11 protein-coding genes are annotated in these 18,445 nt (G+C 70.2%); 5 read left to right on the plus strand and 6 right to left on the minus strand.

Going from position 1 to position 18,445, the window contains the following annotated elements; translation table 11 throughout:
- Nucleotides 1-28 precede the first annotated feature (28 nt).
- The 4 genes from D7X12_RS06315 to D7X12_RS06330 are packed head-to-tail and all read left to right on the plus strand — an operon-like array spanning nucleotide 29 to nucleotide 3,442.
- Complete coding sequence (locus D7X12_RS06315) at nucleotides 29-802, plus strand: SDR family NAD(P)-dependent oxidoreductase (protein ID WP_120624359.1); 774 nt, start codon at nucleotides 29-31, stop codon at nucleotides 800-802.
- A gap of 17 nt (nucleotides 803-819) precedes the next feature.
- Complete coding sequence (locus D7X12_RS06320; protein WP_120624360.1) at nucleotides 820-2,031, plus strand: acyl-CoA dehydrogenase family protein; 1,212 nt, start codon at nucleotides 820-822, stop codon at nucleotides 2,029-2,031.
- A gap of 12 nt (nucleotides 2,032-2,043) precedes the next feature.
- Nucleotides 2,044-3,060: a phosphotransferase family protein gene (locus D7X12_RS06325; RefSeq protein ID WP_120624361.1), complete on the plus strand. Its 1,017-nt coding sequence runs from the start codon at nucleotides 2,044-2,046 to the stop codon at nucleotides 3,058-3,060.
- A complete protein-coding gene (locus D7X12_RS06330) occupies nucleotides 3,053-3,442 on the plus strand; it encodes a DUF6285 domain-containing protein (RefSeq protein WP_120624362.1) in 390 nt (129 codons plus the stop codon). The genes D7X12_RS06325 and D7X12_RS06330 overlap by 8 nt, the downstream gene beginning before the upstream one ends.
- Here the strand turns inward: D7X12_RS06330 and D7X12_RS06335 are convergent.
- Nucleotides 3,406-4,767 (minus strand): FAD-binding oxidoreductase, encoded by a 1,362-nt coding sequence (locus D7X12_RS06335; RefSeq protein ID WP_120624363.1) that lies wholly within the window; start codon nucleotides 4,765-4,767, stop codon nucleotides 3,406-3,408. The genes D7X12_RS06330 and D7X12_RS06335 overlap by 37 nt on opposite strands.
- Nucleotides 4,768-5,061: 294 nt before the next feature.
- On the opposite strand from D7X12_RS06335, the gene D7X12_RS06340 reads away from it, so the two are divergent.
- Nucleotides 5,062-8,004, plus strand: a complete 2,943-nt coding sequence (locus D7X12_RS06340; protein WP_158619981.1) for a PA14 domain-containing protein — start codon at nucleotides 5,062-5,064, stop codon at nucleotides 8,002-8,004.
- A gap of 72 nt (nucleotides 8,005-8,076) precedes the next feature.
- Here the strand turns inward: D7X12_RS06340 and D7X12_RS06345 are convergent, their stop codons facing one another.
- The 5 genes from D7X12_RS06345 to D7X12_RS06365 all read right to left on the minus strand — a co-directional run bounded on the left by D7X12_RS06345 (nucleotide 8,077) and on the right by D7X12_RS06365 (nucleotide 18,387).
- Nucleotides 8,077-9,159 carry a fatty acid desaturase family protein gene (locus D7X12_RS06345; protein ID WP_120624375.1) on the minus strand — a complete coding sequence of 361 codons (1,083 nt, stop codon included), beginning with the start codon at nucleotides 9,157-9,159 and terminating at the stop codon, nucleotides 8,077-8,079.
- A 25-nt stretch (nucleotides 9,160-9,184) separates the two neighbouring features.
- On the minus strand, nucleotides 9,185-15,649 hold the full coding sequence (locus D7X12_RS06350; protein WP_120624365.1) for a type I polyketide synthase: 6,465 nt from the start codon (nucleotides 15,647-15,649) through the stop codon (nucleotides 9,185-9,187).
- A gap of 23 nt (nucleotides 15,650-15,672) precedes the next feature.
- Nucleotides 15,673-17,148 carry an SDR family oxidoreductase gene (locus D7X12_RS06355; RefSeq protein WP_120624366.1) on the minus strand — a complete coding sequence of 492 codons (1,476 nt, stop codon included), beginning with the start codon at nucleotides 17,146-17,148 and terminating at the stop codon, nucleotides 15,673-15,675.
- A gap of 73 nt (nucleotides 17,149-17,221) precedes the next feature.
- Nucleotides 17,222-17,776, minus strand: a complete 555-nt coding sequence (locus D7X12_RS06360; protein ID WP_244224391.1) for a hypothetical protein — start codon at nucleotides 17,774-17,776, stop codon at nucleotides 17,222-17,224.
- Nucleotides 17,773-18,387 carry a hypothetical protein gene (locus D7X12_RS06365; protein ID WP_120624367.1) on the minus strand — a complete coding sequence of 205 codons (615 nt, stop codon included), beginning with the start codon at nucleotides 18,385-18,387 and terminating at the stop codon, nucleotides 17,773-17,775. Before D7X12_RS06365 ends, D7X12_RS06360 begins: the two co-directional genes overlap by 4 nt.
- Nucleotides 18,388-18,445 lie beyond the last annotated feature (58 nt).

An 18,445-nucleotide genomic window follows, 5' to 3' on the forward strand; every position in this document is an offset into this window, starting at 1 on the left:
GTTTGGCTTTCGACCGTTTGCGTCATCCATGACTCCTTCTTCCTTTAGTCTTGAGGGCCGTCGCGCCCTGATCACAGGCGCCTCGGGTGGGTTGGGGCTGCACTTCGCCGGGGTGCTGGCGCGGGCGGGCGCTGAGGTCGTGTTGGCGGCGCGCAGTGCCAACAAGCTGGCCGCCGAGGTCGAACACCTGCGCGCGTCAGGGGCGCGAGCCCATGCGGTGTCGCTGGATGTGACCCGCTCCGAGTCCGTGCAGGCAGGCGTGGCCGAGGCCGAGAGGCTGGCGGGCGGTGTCCTGGACGTGCTGGTGAACAACGCAGGCGTGTCCGGTGAGCACTTCTTCCTCCAGGTGGAGGAGCCCGAGTGGGATGCCGTGATCGACACCAACCTGAAGGGAGCCTGGCTGGTGGCGCGGGCCGTGGCCCGTCGGTTGGTGGAGGCAGGCACGCCCGGCAGCATCATCCACATCGCCTCCATCCTGGGGCTGCGCGTGGGCGGTTCGGTGTCGCCGTACTGCGCTTCCAAGGCCGGGCTGATCCACCTCACCAAGGCCATGGCGTTGGAGTTGGCGCGTCACCGGATCCGCGTGAACGCCCTCGCGCCGGGCTACATCGAAACCGACCTCAACCGCGGCTTCTTCGAAAGCGACGCCGGCCAGAAGATGAAGGCGCGCATTCCCTTCCGTCGCCTGGGGCTCATGCGGGAGCTGGAGGGCCCGCTGTTGCTCCTGGCGTCGGAGGCTGGCAGCTACATGAGCGGCAGCGTGCTGGAGGTGGATGGCGGCCACCTCTGCTCCACCTTGTAGTCCTCCTGGAGTCCCTGATGGATTTCTCTCTCTCCCCCGAAATTGAAGACCACCGGCTGCGGGTGCGGGCCTTCGTGGCGCGGCACGTCCTGCCATTGGAAACCCAGCCAGACGCCTTCGACGCGCACGAGAACCTCCGCGAAGACGTGGTGGCCCGGGTGCGTGAGCGGGCCCGCGCCGAAGGGCTCTGGGCCTTCCAGGTGCCGAAGTCGCGGGGCGGGCAGGGCCTGGGCGTGGTGGGCATGGCGGCCTGCTACGAGGAGGCGGCCCGTTCGCCCTTCGGTCCGGTGATGTTCAACGCCGCGCCCCCCGATGACGGCAACATGATCCTCCTGGAGAAGGTGCTCGCGACGGAGGCGCTGAAGGAGCGTTGGCTTCAGCCCATCATCGACGGCCGGGTGCGCTCGGCGTTCGCCATGACGGAGCCCGACGGCTGCGGCTCCGACCCTTCGCTTACCTATACGCGGGCGGAGAAGCAGGGGGACGCGTGGGTCATCACCGGCCGCAAATGGTTCATCACCGGCGCGCAAGGGGCCCAGCACTTCATCCTGGTGGCCCGCACGTCGGAGGATGAGCGCAAGGGGCTCACCGCCTTCCTCTTCGATGCGAGCCAGCCCGGCTGGCGCATCGAGCGCCGCATTCCCATCATGGGCCCGGAAGAGCATGGCGGTCATTGCGAGCTCGTCTTCGAAGGGCTGCGGATTCCGGACGAGCACCGCCTGCTGGGCGTGGGCGATGGCCTCAAGGTCACGCAGATCCGCCTGGGCACCGCCCGCCTCACGCACTGCATGCGCTGGCTGGGGCTCTCCAAGCGCTGCCTGGAAGAAGCGGGGGGCTATGTCTCACGGCGCATGAGCTTCGGAGAGACCCTGGCCCGTCATGAAGGCGTGCAGTGGATGCTGGGGGACGTCGCGAAGGACATCCATATCGGCCGGCTGCTTACGATGAGCGCTGCCTGGAAGCTGGACCAGGGTGACTTCGCTCGCGCCGACATCTCCATCGCGAAGATGCACGTGGCGGACACCCTGCACAAAGCCGCCGACACGGCCATCCAGTTGATGGGGGCGCGGGGCTACTCCAAGGACACGATTGTCGAATGGATCTACCGCTACGCCCGACAGGCGAGGCTGGTCGACGGGGCGAGTGAAATCCACAAGATGGTGCTGTCACGCGCGTACCTGGCCGAAGGCCCGGACTTCTTCAAGTGGGGCGTGTCCTCCGCTTCCTGAAAGGTGTGCCCCATGCGGGATGAGCAGCGGCAGGCGCTGGAGCAGTTCCTGGCGGCAAGGGCCGGTGCCCATGCGGTGCGGATCCACGATGTGCGCCTGCTCTCCGGGGGCGCCATCCAGGAGAACTGGTCGCTGTCCACCTCCGTGACAGGAGGCCCGCATGAGGGCGAGCTGGAGTGCGTGCTGCGCTCCGACGCGCCCTCGGGCGTCGCCGTGTCCCACAGCCGCGCGCAAGAGTTCGCCCTGTTGCAGGTGGCCTTCCGGGCCGGCGTGACGGTGCCGGAGCCCCTGTGGCTGGGAGACACCTCCGTGTTCGGTCGGGACTTCTTCGTGATGCGCAAGGCGAAGGGGACGGCCTCCGGTCATCGCCTCGTGAAGGAGCTGGACCTGGGCGGTGACCGGGAGCTGCTGGTGGAGCGCCTGGGCGAGGAACTGGCGCGGCTGCATGCCATCCGGCCGCCGGTAGAAGGACTCGCCTTCCTCCGGCCTCCCACGCTGTCGCCCGCGCTCCAGTGCGTGAAGGACTCCCGTGAGTTCCTGGACGGGCACCGCGCGGCGTTTCCGGCACTGGAGTGGGGCCTGCGCTGGCTGGAGCGGCACGCGCCCGTCACCCCGGCGCTGGTGCTGACGCATCGTGATTTCCGCACGGGAAACTACATGGTGGATGAGACGGGCCTCACGGCCGTGCTGGATTGGGAGTTCGCGGCCTGGTCGGATCCGCTGGAGGACCTCGGCTGGTTCTGTGCGCGCTGCTGGCGCTTTGGCCAGTTCGACAAGGAGGCCGGGGGCATGGGCTCCCGCGAGGCGCTGTTCCGCGGCTATGAGCGCGTGAGTGGCCGGCGTCCCGAGCGTGAGGCGGTGTTCTATTGGGAGGTGCTGGCCCATGTGCGGTGGGCGGTGATTGCCCTCCAACAGGGCGAACGGCATCTCTCCGGACAGGAGCCGTCCCTGGAGCTGGCGCTGACGGCGCATGTCGTGCCGGAGCTGGAGCTGGAACTCCTGCGCATGACCGGGGGACACCATGCGTGAGTGCCCCGACGGTGCCGCGCTGCTGGCGATTGCCCGCGAGGTGCTGCGCAAGGAGCTGCTGCCCCTGCTGCCTGGGGACAAGGCCTATGCGGCGTTGATGGTGGCCAACGCCATGGGCATCGCCGAGCGCCAGCTGCGCAATGGTGAAGGCCCCCAGCGGGAAGAACAGCAGGCGTTGGCGACCCTGCTCGGTAGGGAGGGGTCGCTGGCGGACCTGAACCGTGAGTTCGCGGCGAGGATCCGCCGGGGCGACATCGACATTGACAGCGATGCCGAAGCCCGCCGGCTGCTCTGGGAGTCCACCGTGCAGCGGGTGCGTGAGAGCGCGCCCAAGGCCCTGGCCGCCTACAGCCCGAGCGCCGCCCGGCACGTCTTCGTGTAGAGGTCGCGAAAGACGTTGTCCGGGTCCGTGCGCTGCTTCACGGCCTGGTAGGTCTCCTTGTTCCAGAGGGTCCAGAAGGTCTCTTCGTCGTAGTAGTTGTAGGAGATGAGCGTCTTGGTGCCGTTGACCCGCTGCAACGCGTCCTCGAACTCCTTGTAGAGGTTGCGGCCGTCGGGCTGCGGGAGGCCGTAGACGGCCAGGTCGAGGAACAGCGGATCATGCACGCCACCCCACCACTGGGGCGTCAGCCACTCGTAGTCCCGCGTCCGGCGGAAGGGCACGCACCACACCGGATAGAAGTGCATCTCGCGGTGGTACCAGTCCATGAACTCGGCCGTGCGCGAGAAGGGCACGAACACGTCCACGATGACGTTCGGGTTCTTGTCCGGCAGGAAGCGGTGGAAGCGGTCCGCGGCCCTCAGCACGCTGTCCGAGTGCACCAGCCTGCCGAACAGCGCCCGGCCCAGGAGGCTCCGCGGGCGGACATGGGTGACGCCCCGGTTGTAGCGGAAGAGGTAGTCGTAGGTCGTGAGGAAGTCCTCGGACAGGCGCGGGATGCTCTCGCAGTACGCCTTGAGCCAGTCGTAGCGGCTCACATGCGGGGCGCGCTCCACGAAGCGGCCCACGCACAGCACGTGCTTCGTCGGGGAGAAGATCTGCCCGTCCAGGTAGTCCACGTCCTGGGCGTTGAAGTGGCGCCAGATGCCCTGCTGGAACGCCTCCAGCGTGTCGTAGGTCTCATACTTCACGTGCACGTACGGCGCGACGCGCACGAGCTTGAAGCGCAGCTTGGAGAGGATGCCCAGCGTCCCGAACGAGCCGTGGATCATCTGGAACACCAGCGGGTGGTGCTGGGGCGAGCAGTACAGCACCTCCCCCTTGGCGGTGATGATCTCGTACTCGAGGCACGTGTCGTGGAAGCCGCCGTGCCGGAACGACATGGACTCGATGGAGCACCCCGCGACGGCGCCGCCCAGCGTGATGGTCTTGTGCTCCGGGACGATGATGGGCGTGAGCCCGTGGCGCAGCGTCGCCTGGACCACCTCGTCGAAGGTGACCGCGGGCTCGGCCGTGCAGGTCATCCCCACCGGATCGATTTCGAGGATTTGATCCAGGTCCCCCAGGTCGATCTTCTCGTCGGTCCGTCGCTTGTCATTGCGCTTGGGCACCTGGTGCGGCGGCGACTTCTTGCGGAAGGACACGGGGCGCGTGCCCGTCCGCGTCCGCAGCTGGCGTGCGATCCGCTCCACCTTCGCGTCGTGGAGCGACTCCTTGTGGGAGGGGTTTTCGACCCGCCGCACACCGGACACTGACTCCATTGTCATCTCAATCCTCCGAACTTCCGTTGCGGCAATGGTGGGGAAGGGCCCTCGGTGTGGGGAGTCACCGCTCATGCACCGGCCACCGGCTGGTCGGCCGCCTGACATGCACCGGGTGTCTGGGCGTCAAATCGCTACGACCCGTGTCCAGTGGCCTCCCGCGCAGGGATGACCGGCTGCGTCGCGACCTTCGGGGTTCGCAACAAATTGTCGGCTTTATCGAGAATGTCCTGTTTCATGAGAGGGCCAGGTCGCTTGTGACCCCTCTCCCTTCCCCCCATGAACGGAAGAACATCCTTGATGAACTCCCCCTCTCTCCGAATGGGCTGGCGCGTGCGCGTCCTGCTGCCGGTGCTGCTGTCCGTGGCCTGCGGCGAAGCCCCGTCCTCCCCTGACTCCCTGGGCACGGAAGCGTCCGCGCTCGGGCCCCCTGTCACCGTGTCCTTCCAGGAGCAGGTGTCGCCGTCGGCGGCGTACACCGGCGTGTCGGAGACGTCGCTGCTGCAGAGCACCCCCGGCGTGAACACCGGCGCGGACACCACCCTGCGCATGGACCGGGACTACCCCACCAGCTCCGGGCAGGTGAGCAACGGCCTCCTGCGCTTCGACGTGAGCGCCATCCCCGCGAACGCGACGGTGCAGTCCGTCCGGCTGACCGTGTTCGTGAAGAACGCGACCACGGGCGAGGGCTACTTCGTCCACGCCGCGGGCCGTGCCTGGAACGAGGCGCAGGCCACCTGGACGAACGCGACGAGCACCACCGCCTGGGCCGCGGGCGGCGCCAGCGGCGCCACGGACCGGGGCGCCACGAGCTTCGCCACGCTCCTGCCGGGCGCGACGGGCAGCTACGGCGTGGACCTCAACGCGGAGGGCGTCGCGGCGGTGCAGGGCTGGGTGCAGAACGCGGGCACCAACCACGGCTTCGTGCTGGACGCGCTCACCAACATGGACGGGCTGGAGCTGGACTCGTCGGAGTCCGCCACGCTGGCCAACCGTCCGAAGCTGACGGTGACGTACGCGCTGCCCACGTCCAGTGGCGGCACGGGCCTGCTGGGCCAGTACTTCACCGGCGCGAACTTCCAGACCCTCACCGTGGAGCGCACGGACCCCACGGTGAACTTCGACTGGACGACGAACGCGCCCGTGTCCGGGGTGCCGGCGGACGGCTTCAGCGTGCGGTGGACCGGCCAGGTGATGCCGCTGTATTCGCAGACCTATACGTTCTTCACCCAGAGCGACGACGGCGTGCGCCTGTGGGTCAACGGCCAGCAGCTGGTGAACAACTGGACCGACCACGCCTCCGTGGAGAACAGCGGCACCATCACGCTGACGGCGAACCAGAAGTACGACGTCCGGATGGAGTACTACGACAGCACCGGCAGCTCCGTGGTGAAGCTGTCCTGGGCGTCCGCGAGCCAGCCCAAGCAGATCATCCCCGTGGACCAGCTCTTCCCCGCCGCGGCGCAGGAGCCGGGCAACCCCGGCCTCACCGGCCTGGACAACACGGGCAAGACGATCCCGGACACCAACTACGCGATTCCTTCCGGCGCCATCTTCCTGGCGACGAACGGCAATGACAGCAACGCGGGCACGCAGGCCGCGCCGGTGGCCACGCTCAACCGCGCCATCGCGCTGGTGCCGGCGGGGGGGACCATCGTGGTGCGCGGCGGCGTCTACCGCGACTGGTACAACAACGGCGCCGGCAACTACCGCGTCGCGACCAAGGTGATGACGCTCCAGGCGTATCCGCACGAGCAGCCCTGGTTCGACGGCACGGACGTGAAGCCCGCCTCGGCCTGGACGTCCGACGGCGCCGGCCACTGGTACATGGACTGGAGCACGCCGTCCTTCTGCAACGGCGGCTACTACAACTTCAAATACGACGCCCAGCCGACGACGAACACGGGGCCGTGCAGCCACTTCGACATGTACGGCGATCCGGCGAACCCCGCCGCGGGCGACCCGCAGATGGTCTTCATCGACGGGGCGTACGTGCACGAGGTGAAGACGCTCGCGGAGGCCACGCCGGGCAACTTCTTCTATGACTGGAACAACCGCCGCATCTACATCGCCACCAACCCCACGGGGCACACGGTGGAGGTGGCCGCGCGGCCCGTCGCGCTCGTGCTGGGCGTCACCGGCTACACGCTGAAGGGCCTGGGCTTCCGGCGCTACGCGACGAACGAGTACAGCGGCACCACGAGCGCGGCCGTCTACATTGGCGCGACGAACAGCCTGGTGGAGAACTGCGTCTTCACGCAGATGGCGGCGGGCTCGCTCAGCATCAAGCCCCAGGGCGGCGTGGTGCGCCGCTCCGTCTTCGCCAGCAACGGCTTCACGGCCATTGGCTCCAACGGCTCCACCAACTCCAACCCGGTCGTCCCGGACGGGCTGCTGCTGGAGGAGAACATCGTCAACGCCAACAACACGGAGCGCTTCGGCACCAACTGCTCGCGCTCTTGCGCGCAGGCGGGCGTGAAGATTGCCCACATGAATGGCTTCACGGTGCGCAACAACGTCTTTGAACACAACCTGAACGGCGCGGGCTTCTGGTGCGACGAGGACTGCCGCGGCGGCGTGATGGTGGGCAACATCTCCCGCAACAACAAGATTGGCATCTTCTACGAGGTGTCCGACACCGGCATCATCGCGTCCAACCTCATCTACGACAACACGTACGCCGGCATCCAGACGTGCTCGTCGAACACGAAGATCTACAACAACACCCTGGTGGACAACGCGGCCATCAGCATCTGGATCTACGACGACTCGCGCAACGAGCAGGACCGGCGCGGCTCCGACATCGGGCCGGACACGGTGAACGTGGACGTGGCGAACAACATCATGTCGGGCGGAAACATCACGACCCTCAAGGCCTCGCGCTCCGACAACAACTTCACCAACACGGGCCCCAACACCTTCTTCTCGGAGCTGGACTACAACAGCTACTACCGCTCCGGCGGCACCGGGAAGTCGCTGGTCAACTGGGTGGACACGGGCGGCGTGAACTACACGTCGCTGGCCGCGGTCCGCGTGGACCGGGGCTGGGAGCTGCACGGCCACGACCTGGCGTCGGGCGGTGACCCGTTCTTCGTGAACCAGTCGCTGCGCAACTACGTCGTGCGTCCCTCCAGCGTGGCCTACAACAGCGGCAAGCCGCTGCCCGCGGACGTGGCCCAGGCCATTGGCGTGCCCGCCGGCACGGTGACGAGCCGGGGCGCCATCACCTGGCCGGGCCGGTAGTCCCGTCTTGAGTTGAGTGCGCAGGGCCCGGAACCCAGAGGCTCCGGGCCCTGTGTCTTTTTCAGCGGGGGCTCACGGCGACGGGGCTTCCAGTTGCTGGCGCAGCTCGCGGGTGCTCATCACCGGGGTGCCGTCCCGGCCCAGCAGGGTCTGTCCATCCGGGGAGTAGAGCGCCGGGCGCCGGAACAGCATCCGCAGCGCGTGCCGGTGCGGGTAGACGATGGACGCCCGGGGGTTCAGGGCCCGCAGGTGCTTGCGCAAGAGCGGGGCGTACCTGGGGCTCTGCGCCGGGAAGATGTGGTGCTCCTGGTGGTAGCTGAAGTTGAAGTGCAGCCAGTTCAGCACCGGGTGTGTCTCCACGCTGGCGGTGTTCACGAAGGGGTTGTCCGTCTCCTCCGACGCGGGCTGCATCCAGTGGTTCGTGGCGATGTAGATCATCAGCGAGACGTTGCCGATGAGGAGCGGGAGCACGAGCGCGTAGAACGCGGCCCGGGGGCCCAGCACCCACCCCAACGCGCCCCAACCGGCCGCGAGGAGCACGGTGAGCACCCGCTCCCGCGTGCGGTGCAGGTGCACGTGCTGGAACGCGGGCTGCCGGCAGTGGTGCCAGAGGAAGGCCTGCCCCTGGGCGGTGAAGAAGAGGCTGAAGCTGATGAAGCTGAGCCAGTGCCCCGACCCCGGGGACATCGCGTGGAACAGCTTCGCGAACTTCTGGGTGTGCCAGTCCGTCTGACGGGGCAGGACGTCCGGGTCGCGGACGAGGACGTTGGCGGCGCTGTGGTGCGCCTGGACATGCCAGGCCCGCCAGTTGCCGGGCGTCACCAGGAAGGGCGCGAAGCCGACCCAGCCGATGAGGTCCTCCATCGCCCGGCTGTGGAACACCGAGTGGTGGAGCGCTTCGTGCGCGGCGAGGCCCACGGCGGTGATGATCTGCCCGAGCACGAGCGCGATGAGGAGGCAGGCCCAGTCCGGCAGGGGCCGGGTCGCGAGGACGTAGATGAGGGCCGCCGCCACGGGCACGAGCCCGAGCGCGATGAGGCCGCGCAGGGGCTGCCGCTCGAAGGCCTCGGGCGGCAGCGCCCGGCGCAGCTCCGAGCGGAGCCGCTTGGGGTCATCCGCGGGGATGGGAACCGCTGGGGAAGGGGAGTCGTTCATGGAGTCCTCCAGGAAGGTGGGGGCTTCAGGCCATGGGACGGGCGAGGCCGCCTTCAACGAGCATCCGCAGGCGCCCCGCGTCGTCGTGCGCCGCCGCGGTGCCGCACTGGAGGATGTCCCCCTCCAGGCGCGGGGCGAGCGCCTTCAGGGAGAGGTGGCGGGAGGTGCCGCCGCTGCCTGCCGCCACCAGGTCCCGGTCGAACGTGGTCCGCTGGACCTGGATGGGCGCGAACACGTCGCCGGAGACACCCTCGACGTGCATCGCGCTCAGCCGCAGGGCCGCGTCCAGCACGAGCGCGGGCACGCTGCTTCCTGCCTCCCGGGGGGCTTCCGGCAGGTCCAGCCGCGCGAAGCGGGCGGTCTGCTCCAGCCGGATCTCCTCCAGGCAGTCGAACATCTTGCGCAGCTCAATCGGGGAGCCGGTGGCGCAATGCGGGTCGTGCACGGCCAGGCCATGGCCTGACGCCGTGGCCGCGTCGAGTTGGGGCGAGCCCCGGGGCGGCTCCGCCGTCAGCGTGAAACGGGCTTCGGCGTAGACGAGGTCGCGCTCGAGCACCACGCCGGAAGCATGGGTGATGTCGCCGGTCAGCCGGACCTGGACGCTGTGGCGGCCGGGGGCGTCGGTCAGCGGGGTGCACTCGGCGCGCAGCGACTGCCGGCTTCCCTCCTTCACGCGGATGAAGCGGGAGAACCGGGCGTCCTCGATGGTGACGGTGCGCAGCTCCGGCCGGGCGTCCCCCAGCGCCGCCTGGAGCATCAGGTCCAGGGCCCAGGCTCCCGGCAGGGTGGGGGTGCCTCGGACGAGGTGATCCGCGAGGCAGGGGACGCTCGCCGCGTCGACCACGATGTCCCGCCGCGTGGGCCGGGGCGGCTCCGGAGGCGGCTGTGGCGAGGCCAGCACCTCCAGGCCGTAGAAGCCCCGCTCGCTCTCGGTGAGCTGCACGTTGATGGGCTGGCACGGGCGGCCGTCCACCAGTTGCAGGAAGAGCGCCTCGCCCTCTTCGGCGCGGATGCCGCGGAGCCGGCGGCTGGCCCCGAGCACCTTGTACTCCGAGCCGCGCGTCATGCCGATGCCGTCCCAGGCCAGCCAGCCCACGCTGCACCAGCGGACCTCCTGGCTCGCGTCGCTGACCCAGGCGCAGAGCCGGTCCAACGCCTCGTTGGCCGCGCCGTAGTCCGCCTGTCCGTCGTTGCCGATGAAGCTGAACGCGGACGTCAGGACATGGAAGGGCACCGGGCGCGCGAGGCGGCTCGCGCAGGCCTCGCGGAGGTTGCGCAGGCCCAGGAGCTTGGTGTCCAGCGTGCTCCGCAGCTCCGAGAGGCGCCGGCGGTTCAGCTTCTTGGACACCTGCGTGCCGGCGCCGTGGACCACCAGGTCCAGCCTTCCGTGTTCGCGGACGAGCTCCTCCACCACCCGGTCCACCTCCTCGGGCCGGGTGACGTCCGCGACGCGGTAGATCATCTGGCCCGGAAGCCGGGTGAGCCCGTCGAGCGTGGTCCGCAGCTCACGCACGGCGAGGTACCGCTCGAAGCGACCGCGCAGCGCGGGCATCCGCTGGCTGCGGTCGCGGGCAAGCTCGGAGGCGTAGAACTCCCGCTCCACGTCTCCCAGCTCCTCGTCGCGTGCCTGGAGCACGCGCTCGGGGGCCTCGGAGGGGTCGCTCCGTCCGACGAGGATGACCTTGCACCCGTACCGCTTGAGCAGCGCCCCGGCGAGGACCGCCGTCACCCCGCGTCCGCCGCCCGTGAGCAGGACCACCGAAGCGGAGTCGAGCCCGGCCGCGGGCTGTGCCGGGACCTCCGTGGGCTGGAGCAGCCGGACGCATCGCAGGGGGCCGTCGAAGCAGACCTCGACAGGGGCGCTGTCGTCCTCCGTGCCCAGCTCCGAGCTGACGCAGTCGAGCGCGGCCGGGAGCGGGAGCGGGGTGGTGGCGAGGGCCCGGATGCTGCGCGCGGGAACCTCGCGCCCCAGTGACTTGAGCAGGCCGGCGAACAGGCCCGTCACCGGATGCAGGGTCCGGCGCGGACCGACGCCCCCGATGCAAAGGCTGGCCAGCTCCACCGCTCCGGACGTCAGCCCGGCGTAGGCGCGCCGCGCGGCGAGGAAGAGCAGCTCCAGGGCCTCATGGCGCAAGGCCGTGTCGGCGACCACCGAGGATTCGCTCGCGCCGGACTCCATCCGGCAGACCGCGAGGATGACCTGCGGTTCGAAGCCGAGCGCGTCGAAGCCGGCCTCGGCGGTCTCCTCCCGCGAAAGGTCGATGCCGTGGATCCGCTCCCCTGCGTCGGAAGGGCCCGCGTGCAGGATGCGGTAGCCGGAGCCGCACAACGCGCGAGCCTGGGGCACGAGCTCGCGAGCCATGGCCTCATCCTGCGCGATGAACAGCACGCGTCGGCCGTTGAGCCGTGACGGTCCTCGGCTCCGGCCCGGACGCTCCACGAGCACCGGCGCGTGGTAGCGGATGAGCGCCGAGTGGTCGAAGCCGTCGGACGTCTCCGCGCTGGAGGAAGCCGGCTCCTCCTTCCGAGCCGGGGGCTCGGCAAGCACGGGTGCGTGGGCGCGGAGGGGCGCTGCGGAGGTCTGGACTCCCTGCCCGGGGCTGAGCTGAAGCTCCAGCCGGACGCCGGTCGCCGCATCCGGGTGGAAGCGCAGCGTGGTGGCCCGGCCTTCGGCGGCGGCCCGAACTGCCCGGAGGATCTCCAGGGACTCCGCCGCCGAGTGCGGCGGAAGCACGACGTGCGGCCCATGCCCCCCACCGGCGGACATCCGCAGGTGACACAGGGGCTTCAGGCCTCGCTGCTCCGCCTTCGCGGCCGTGGTGATGGCCAGCATCGCCATGCCCTCTTCGGGCGCGGACGCGGCCGGTGCCTCTCCGGGACGACGCACGTGGGGACTGCCCACGAGCACCAGGTCGAACCCACTCGCCAGCAGGGCCTGCGAGGCGCGCAGCGACGCGGCCAGCGAGCTGGCTCCCGCGTCCACCACGAAGTTGGGCCCCTTGGTGTCGAGCGCTCCCGCCACCCGCCCCGGGGTGACGTTGGGCATCATTCCCTGGAGCGTGTACGGCCCCGAGGGACGCAGCGTGCCCATCACCGCTTCATGCAGGCGATCCGCCAGGGCCAGGACCAAAGCGGACTCCGGCGCATGGCGGGCGTGCTCGCGCAGCCGTCGCCGTGTGGACGCGGCCAGCACGCGGCAGGTGGCCTCCACGCCCCGGCGCGTCTTCCCCTCCAGCCCCAGGACGATGGCGGTCCCCGCGCGCAGCGTGGCGAACCCCCCGAGCTTCTGGACGAGGCCGCTCGCGACGATGAGCCCCAGGTGCTGCGTGAAGTCCATGTCCTCGGTGATGTCCGGCAACAGCCGCACGGACGCGGGCAGGCGGAGGGCGCGCATGTCGAAGCGCGCGCCCGTCGCATCCGGCACTCCCGCCACGGGCGTTCCACGTGCATCCGGGAACAACCCCTCCGCGGCCACCACGACGAGTCCGTCTCCCGCGGAGGGCGCGACCCTGGCGCGAGCCGCCTGCGGCCCGCCCCGGTACTCCTCCAACAGCAGGTGCGCGTTGGTGCCGCCAAAGCCGAAGCCGTTCGTGGCTGCCCTGCGGGGATGGTCCCCGTTCTCCGGCCACGGCTGCTCCCGCGTGCTCACCACGAAGCCCGGCCCCAACGCGCGCAGCCCGGCGCCAGGACGGTCGAAGTGGGACTGCGGCGGGAAGCGCCGGTGCTCCAGCGCCTTGCACAGCTTGATGACCGAGGCGGCGCCCGCGGCCCACCCCACATGCCCAATCAACGCCTTGACGCTGGCGAGCTGGAAGTCGGAGCGCTTGCCGCCGAAGACCCTGCCAATCGACTGCAACTCGGTGGTGTCACCGGCTGGCGTGGCCGTCCCGTGCGCCTCGATGTATTGGATTGAAGCCGGGTCCACCCGGGCCGCCGCGTAGCACGCCTCCATCGCGGCCACCTGTCCGTCCGCGCGCGGGACGTTCGCGGAGCTGCTGCGGCCATCGCTGGAGAGTCCCGCGCCACGGATGACCGCGTAGACCGGCAGTCCGGCCGCGACCGCTTCCTCCAGGCGCATCAGGCCGACCACGCCCGCGCCCTCGCCGAAGATGACGCCATCCGCGCGCTCATCGAACGGCCGGCTCCCGGTGGCGGAGAGCCCCTTGAACTGGGAGAACAGACAGCTGTTGCCAGGGCCTGGAGAGAAGACACCCCCCGCGAGCACCAGGTCGGCCTCCCGCCGCTCCAGCGCCTTCATCCCCAGCGCGATGGCGTAGAGCGAGGAGGCGCAGGCCGCGTCGAGCAGCATCGTGGACACGCCCGCGCCCACCACGTCCGTCACCACCGCCTGCAGGGTGGGGTGCGGCGCCAGCTCCGAGGACCGCGACTCGACGCCGAGGACCGTCCTCATCGCCCGCGTCAGCAGGGCCAGCTCCGAGGCCTTCTCGCCCCGCTCGCGCAGCAGCGCCTCTCCCGCCTCCAGGCACAACGCGTCGTCGTATTCAGGCGAGCCGTCCGCGGTGGAGCCCAGCAGGCACTGGATGCGCCCAGGCGCGCGCGGCGCGGTGGAGCGCAGCGCTCCCATGGCCTGCGTGAGCGCGATGGCCAGCAGCTTCTGCTCCCGGCCGTAGTGCTGGAAGCGCACCGGGTCCATCCCGGGAGGCGGCACGAGGTCGGCGTCATGGACCCGCCCCGTGAGCAGCGTGTACGTGCGATCCGGGGTGACGGCCGGGCCCACGAAGTCCACCACCTGGTCAGGGTGGAGCAGGCCCGTATCGACGATGCCGCTGACGCCCTGCTGGATGTTCTTCCAGTAGGCCTCGGGATCCTTCGCGCCGCCCGGGAGCATGCAGCCGAGCGCCACCACCGCGATCACAGGCTCCGTGTCCTGGCCCCCCTCACGCGCGACCGCGGGCGCTTCGGCCTGGGCGGGCAGCAGGCCCTCCACCGACGTCAGCTCCACGGGCGTCGGCGAAGGGACGATCTTCTGGACGATGCGCGACAGCCGCCCGCCCGTGCCGCAGTCCACGAAGCGGGTGCAGCCCGCTTCCACCAGCAGCTCCACCGTGCCGAGGAAGTCGAACGGACGCACCAGATGGGACGCGAGCGCCCCGGCCAGCTCCGCCCGCGTGCCGGCATACACGCGCCGCTCGATGGGCGAGTAGATGGGGCCCCGCGGCGGGTGCACCGTCATTCCCGTGAGGCCTTCCCGGAACGCGGTGACCGCGGGGGAGAGGCTCCGGTGGTGGAAGGGGTAGCGGCTGGAGATGAACGTGAGCCCCTTGCCCTGTCGCTCCAGGAAGGCGCGCAGTTGCTCCAACTCCGCGCGAGGCCCCGCGACCACCGTCTGTCGCGCGTGGTTGCGGCCGGCGACCTCCAGGTTCCGGGCTCCGCACTCCGCCAGGGCCCGGACGGTCTCCGGTTCAGCCAGCGTCACGGCCGCGAGCGTACCCAGCTCCTCCGAGACCGTCTGGAGCGCCAGGATGCGCCGGCAGACCACCCCCGCGCCCGTGCGCAGGTCCAGCGCCCCGGCGGCGGTCATGGCCGCGATCTCCCCGAAGCTGTGCCCCACGAACACGTCCGGCCGCACGCCCTGGTGCTGCATCCACCGGGCGCCCAGCACACCCGACAGGAAGATGCCGAGCTGATCCAACAGCGGCGCCTGCTCCAGCGCCCGAGTGACGGCACCCACGTCCTCCGCCGCGAGCAGGGGCGTCACGTCGATGCCCAGCGCCCGGCATGCCTCGGAGACCGTCGCCAGCTCCTCGCGCAGCTCCGGCTGGAGCGCCTTCAACCGCAGGAAGAGGGGAGGCTCGAACGTGCCCTGGCCCGCGAACAGGAACGCCGTGGCGCCAGCGGGCAGGTGCGGTGCCCGCGCCGGCTCCGGAGCCGGGGGCAGGGGCTGCGCGAGCGGCTCCGCCGGAAGGGTGACCCGCCGCGAGATGCCGCGCGGCGCGGTGTCCGCCAGCAGGGTCCTCGCCAACTGGCGCACGGCCTCCGGGAACAGCGCGTTCACCGCGCCGCCGCCCTGCAGCGCGCGGTCGCGGAAGCTCTTGGGACCTTCGGGCTCATGGATGCCCGCCAGCGTGTCGAAGCTGCGCTGGAAGGACGCCGGGAACGAGCACAGGGTGCCCTGGGCCTTGTCGGCGCAGAGCACGGTCTGGTAGCCGCAGGCCACCGGGGTGCCGTCGCTCTTGAGGGTCCGGAAGCAGAAGCGCAGGGAGACCTCGCCGCGCTCCTCCAGGGTCGTCAGCACCACCAGCCGGTCGCCCAGGTTCGCCGGGGCGAGGTTGCGCGAGTAGCCCTCGTAGGTGAGCAGCAGCACCTGGTCGAAGTCGCGCCGGAACTCCGGCACCTCGAAGGCGTGCGGGCTGAAGAGCAGGTGCTCCCGCCCGGCGCACTGGAACTTGAAGTTGGTGAGGAAGTGATGGCTCCCGTAGGCCATCGTGTCGTCGAAGTGGATGTCGTACGGGACGGCGAAGAATTCCATGGCGGTGGCTCCCGGTAGGACGTTCAAGACGGGCGAGCGGCCGGCAACAGCCCGTCCACGGTTCCAGAGAGGCCGGCGTCCACCACCCAGATGGCGCCGTTCACCCGCTGGGTCTTCGGCCCCAGGAGCAGCTCCGTCACGTCGGCGACGTCGTCCGCGGTGCACAGCCGCCCGCCGGGCGTGGCCGCCTCCCAGCGCGCGACCCGCTCCTGCGCGTCGGGGAACATCCCCAGCAGCTCCCCATGCACGGGGCCCGCGGACACGCAGTTGGTGCGGATGCCCTGCGGGGCCAGCTCCGCGGCCAGGTAGCGCGTGAGCGACTCCACGCCCGCCTTCACCACGCCCTGGCACCCCAGGTCGTGCATGTACCGCTGGGACATGGACGTGGACATCGTGACGATGCTGCCGCCCCCACGCGCGGCCATCAGCGCACGCGCCCGCATCGCGCACTCATAGGTGCCCGTGATGCAGGTGCGGAACGCCTTGTCCCAGTCCCTCGGGGAGATGCGGTCAAACGGACCGATGAGCCCGTTGGACGCGTTGCACACGAGGAAGTCCAGCCCGCCCAGCTTCTCCACCAACGTGGAGAACATCCGCTCCAGGTGCTCCTCCTGCGCGACGGAGCCCCACAGGTGGAGCGCCTTCCCTCCAGCCTCCACGATGTCCCGGGTGGTCTTCTCGCCGTCCTCGCGCGAGTGGAACGAGTTCACGACCACCGTCGCCCCCGCTCGCGCGAGTCGCGTGGCGATGACCCTGCCAATGCCCTTCCCCGAACCCGTGACGAGCGCGACCTTGCCCGCGAAGGGCAGCTCCGTCCGGATGGGAAGCGGCGCGGGCGCGACGTGCACGGCGGGCGCACGGGGCGCCACGGCCGGAGGTGCGGCGGCAGGCATCAGGGCGCGCGCGGCCTCGCAGATGGCGGCCATGGTCCGCGGACGCACGGCCGGCTTCGGACCCTCGCCCAGCCCCAGCTCCTTCACGAGCACGGCCATCACCTCCGCCTGCTTCACGGAGTCGATGCCCAGCTCATCCTCCAGGTCCGCGTCCAGCGTCAGGAGATCTTCGGGGTAGCGGGTCACCCGAGCGAACACGGCGCGCACGCGTGCCTCAAGCTCTGGGCCAGCGCGTGGCGCGGAGGTCACCGGCACCGCGACGGGCGGCACGGGAACAGGAATGGACACCGGAACGGAGAGGGGCACGGCGCGCGCGGGGGCCGCGGAGGACTCCGCCATCACCTCCGTCACCAGCCCGGCGATGGCCCCGAGCGTCCGCGCCTTGCCGCCCCGCGGCAGTCGCTCCGGAGGCAGGTTGAATTCACGACTGACGACCGCGGCGATCTCCGCGAGCTTCACGGAGTCGATGCCCAGCTCGTCCTCGAGCTGCGCGTCCCCAGTGAGGATGTCGAGCGGATAGCGGGTGACGGAGGCGGCGCACTGACGGACGCGCTCCAGGATGTTCGAGGGCGCACCGGCGCCCTGCTGCGAAAGATGTACGGACATGCTGACCCCTGCCTGTTCACTGCCTGGCGGGGCCGAATGTGCAGTGGGGGTCTGACACGCCCCGAAAAACGACTCAGCGCGTGGGGTGCGGACGCTCGTGCGGCGCGTCTCCGGGAATAGGCGACGCGTCCTCTGGAGGCATCACGGAGGCCCGCCGCCAGCCCAGCCACAGCGCGATGAGCAGGGCCGGCAGCGTGAACAGATCCGTGACATCCACGGTGTGTTGCGTGGGCGCCACAGAGGGAAGGCGCCCACCCGCGACCCAGGCCCCGAGCACACGGAAGGGCCACTGCACCCCCCCCAGCGCCCAGCGCCACATATTCCCCGCCTCCACCGAAACCTTCGTCGCGCCGAAGCACAACCCCGTCAGTAGCACCGCCACCACAATCACCGCGCGCGAGGGCCGGAAGGCTCGTGCGCGGAGGCTGGCGGCCTGCTCCCAGAGCGCCTGGAGGAGCACCGGGAACATGGTGAGCCCGGCGACGTCGGAGAGCTTCCCCGTCCACCACGACGGCCAGCGGGCCTTGAAGACGTGGTCGTTGAGGATGAGCAGGGCCACCGCCCCCAGCACCACGGGGTGCAGGAGGCCGCTGCCAGGGAAGGGCTTCCGGTCGCGCGCGGGGCTCACGGCGCGGAGATGAGCACGGTGAAGCCCGAGGGCACTTCGTCCATGCCCCTCACGGCGCCCCTGGCCAGGGACGTCCACTCCACCTCGATGGTGCCCTTGGGGCCGTCGGCCTGCATCTCGAAGCGCAGGTGCGCGAGCCATTCACACGGCCCCGTGAGCTCGCAGTTCGTGTTCAGCACGGTGAACTCCTCGAACTGCAGCGGATCGCCGGCCGCGAGGAGGGTGGCTGTCGTGCCCATCCCGGGGGACTCCTCCCCTTCGAACTGCGAGACATGAAGCCAGGGCAGCGCCGTCTCGTTGGGGTCCGCGGGGATCCACCGGGTGGTGATCGACGTCCGCACGTCCGCCTCGACGATGTCGGAATGCGGCTCCGCGGAGATAACCCGGACGATGATGTCGCGCGTCGTCCGCGGCGCCTCGTTCGTCAGGGTCACCTTGTCGCCGACGAATCCCTCGGAGAAGACGGGCGGAGACAGGAGTTCGGACGTGGCCACCGTACCCGCGCACGCAGCGATCAGCACCAGCCGTGCCGCCCAGTGCAGGAGCCGGGGACGCGGGGCCGGGGTGGGTGAAGACGTCTCCAGGGAAGAGGACTGCGTCGTTCCATTCATGGCGGCGAAGTGACTTTCTCCAGGGGGCCGGCCGCGCCCGGGTGAGGAATCCAAGTTG

This window comes from Corallococcus sicarius, from assembly GCF_003611735.1.
GTDB lineage: Bacteria > Myxococcota > Myxococcia > Myxococcales > Myxococcaceae > Corallococcus > Corallococcus sicarius.

What these genes read in the sequence shown, in the direction of transcription:
- D7X12_RS06315 (WP_120624359.1), top strand. Translation starts at nt 29, where the DNA reads ATGACTCCTTCTTCCTTTAGTCTTGAGGGCCGTCGCGCCCTGATCACA.
- D7X12_RS06320 (WP_120624360.1), top strand. Translation starts at nt 820, where the DNA reads ATGGATTTCTCTCTCTCCCCCGAAATTGAAGACCACCGGCTGCGGGTG.
- D7X12_RS06325 (WP_120624361.1), top strand. Translation starts at nt 2,044, where the DNA reads ATGCGGGATGAGCAGCGGCAGGCGCTGGAGCAGTTCCTGGCGGCAAGG.
- D7X12_RS06330 (WP_120624362.1), top strand. Translation starts at nt 3,053, where the DNA reads ATGCGTGAGTGCCCCGACGGTGCCGCGCTGCTGGCGATTGCCCGCGAG.
- D7X12_RS06335 (WP_120624363.1), bottom strand. Translation starts at nt 4,767, where the DNA reads ATGACAATGGAGTCAGTGTCCGGTGTGCGGCGGGTCGAAAACCCCTCC.
- D7X12_RS06340 (WP_158619981.1), top strand. Translation starts at nt 5,062, where the DNA reads ATGAACTCCCCCTCTCTCCGAATGGGCTGGCGCGTGCGCGTCCTGCTG.
- D7X12_RS06345 (WP_120624375.1), bottom strand. Translation starts at nt 9,159, where the DNA reads ATGAACGACTCCCCTTCCCCAGCGGTTCCCATCCCCGCGGATGACCCC.
- D7X12_RS06350 (WP_120624365.1), bottom strand. Translation starts at nt 15,649, where the DNA reads ATGGAATTCTTCGCCGTCCCGTACGACATCCACTTCGACGACACGATG.
- D7X12_RS06355 (WP_120624366.1), bottom strand. Translation starts at nt 17,148, where the DNA reads ATGTCCGTACATCTTTCGCAGCAGGGCGCCGGTGCGCCCTCGAACATC.
- D7X12_RS06365 (WP_120624367.1), bottom strand. Translation starts at nt 18,387, where the DNA reads ATGAATGGAACGACGCAGTCCTCTTCCCTGGAGACGTCTTCACCCACC.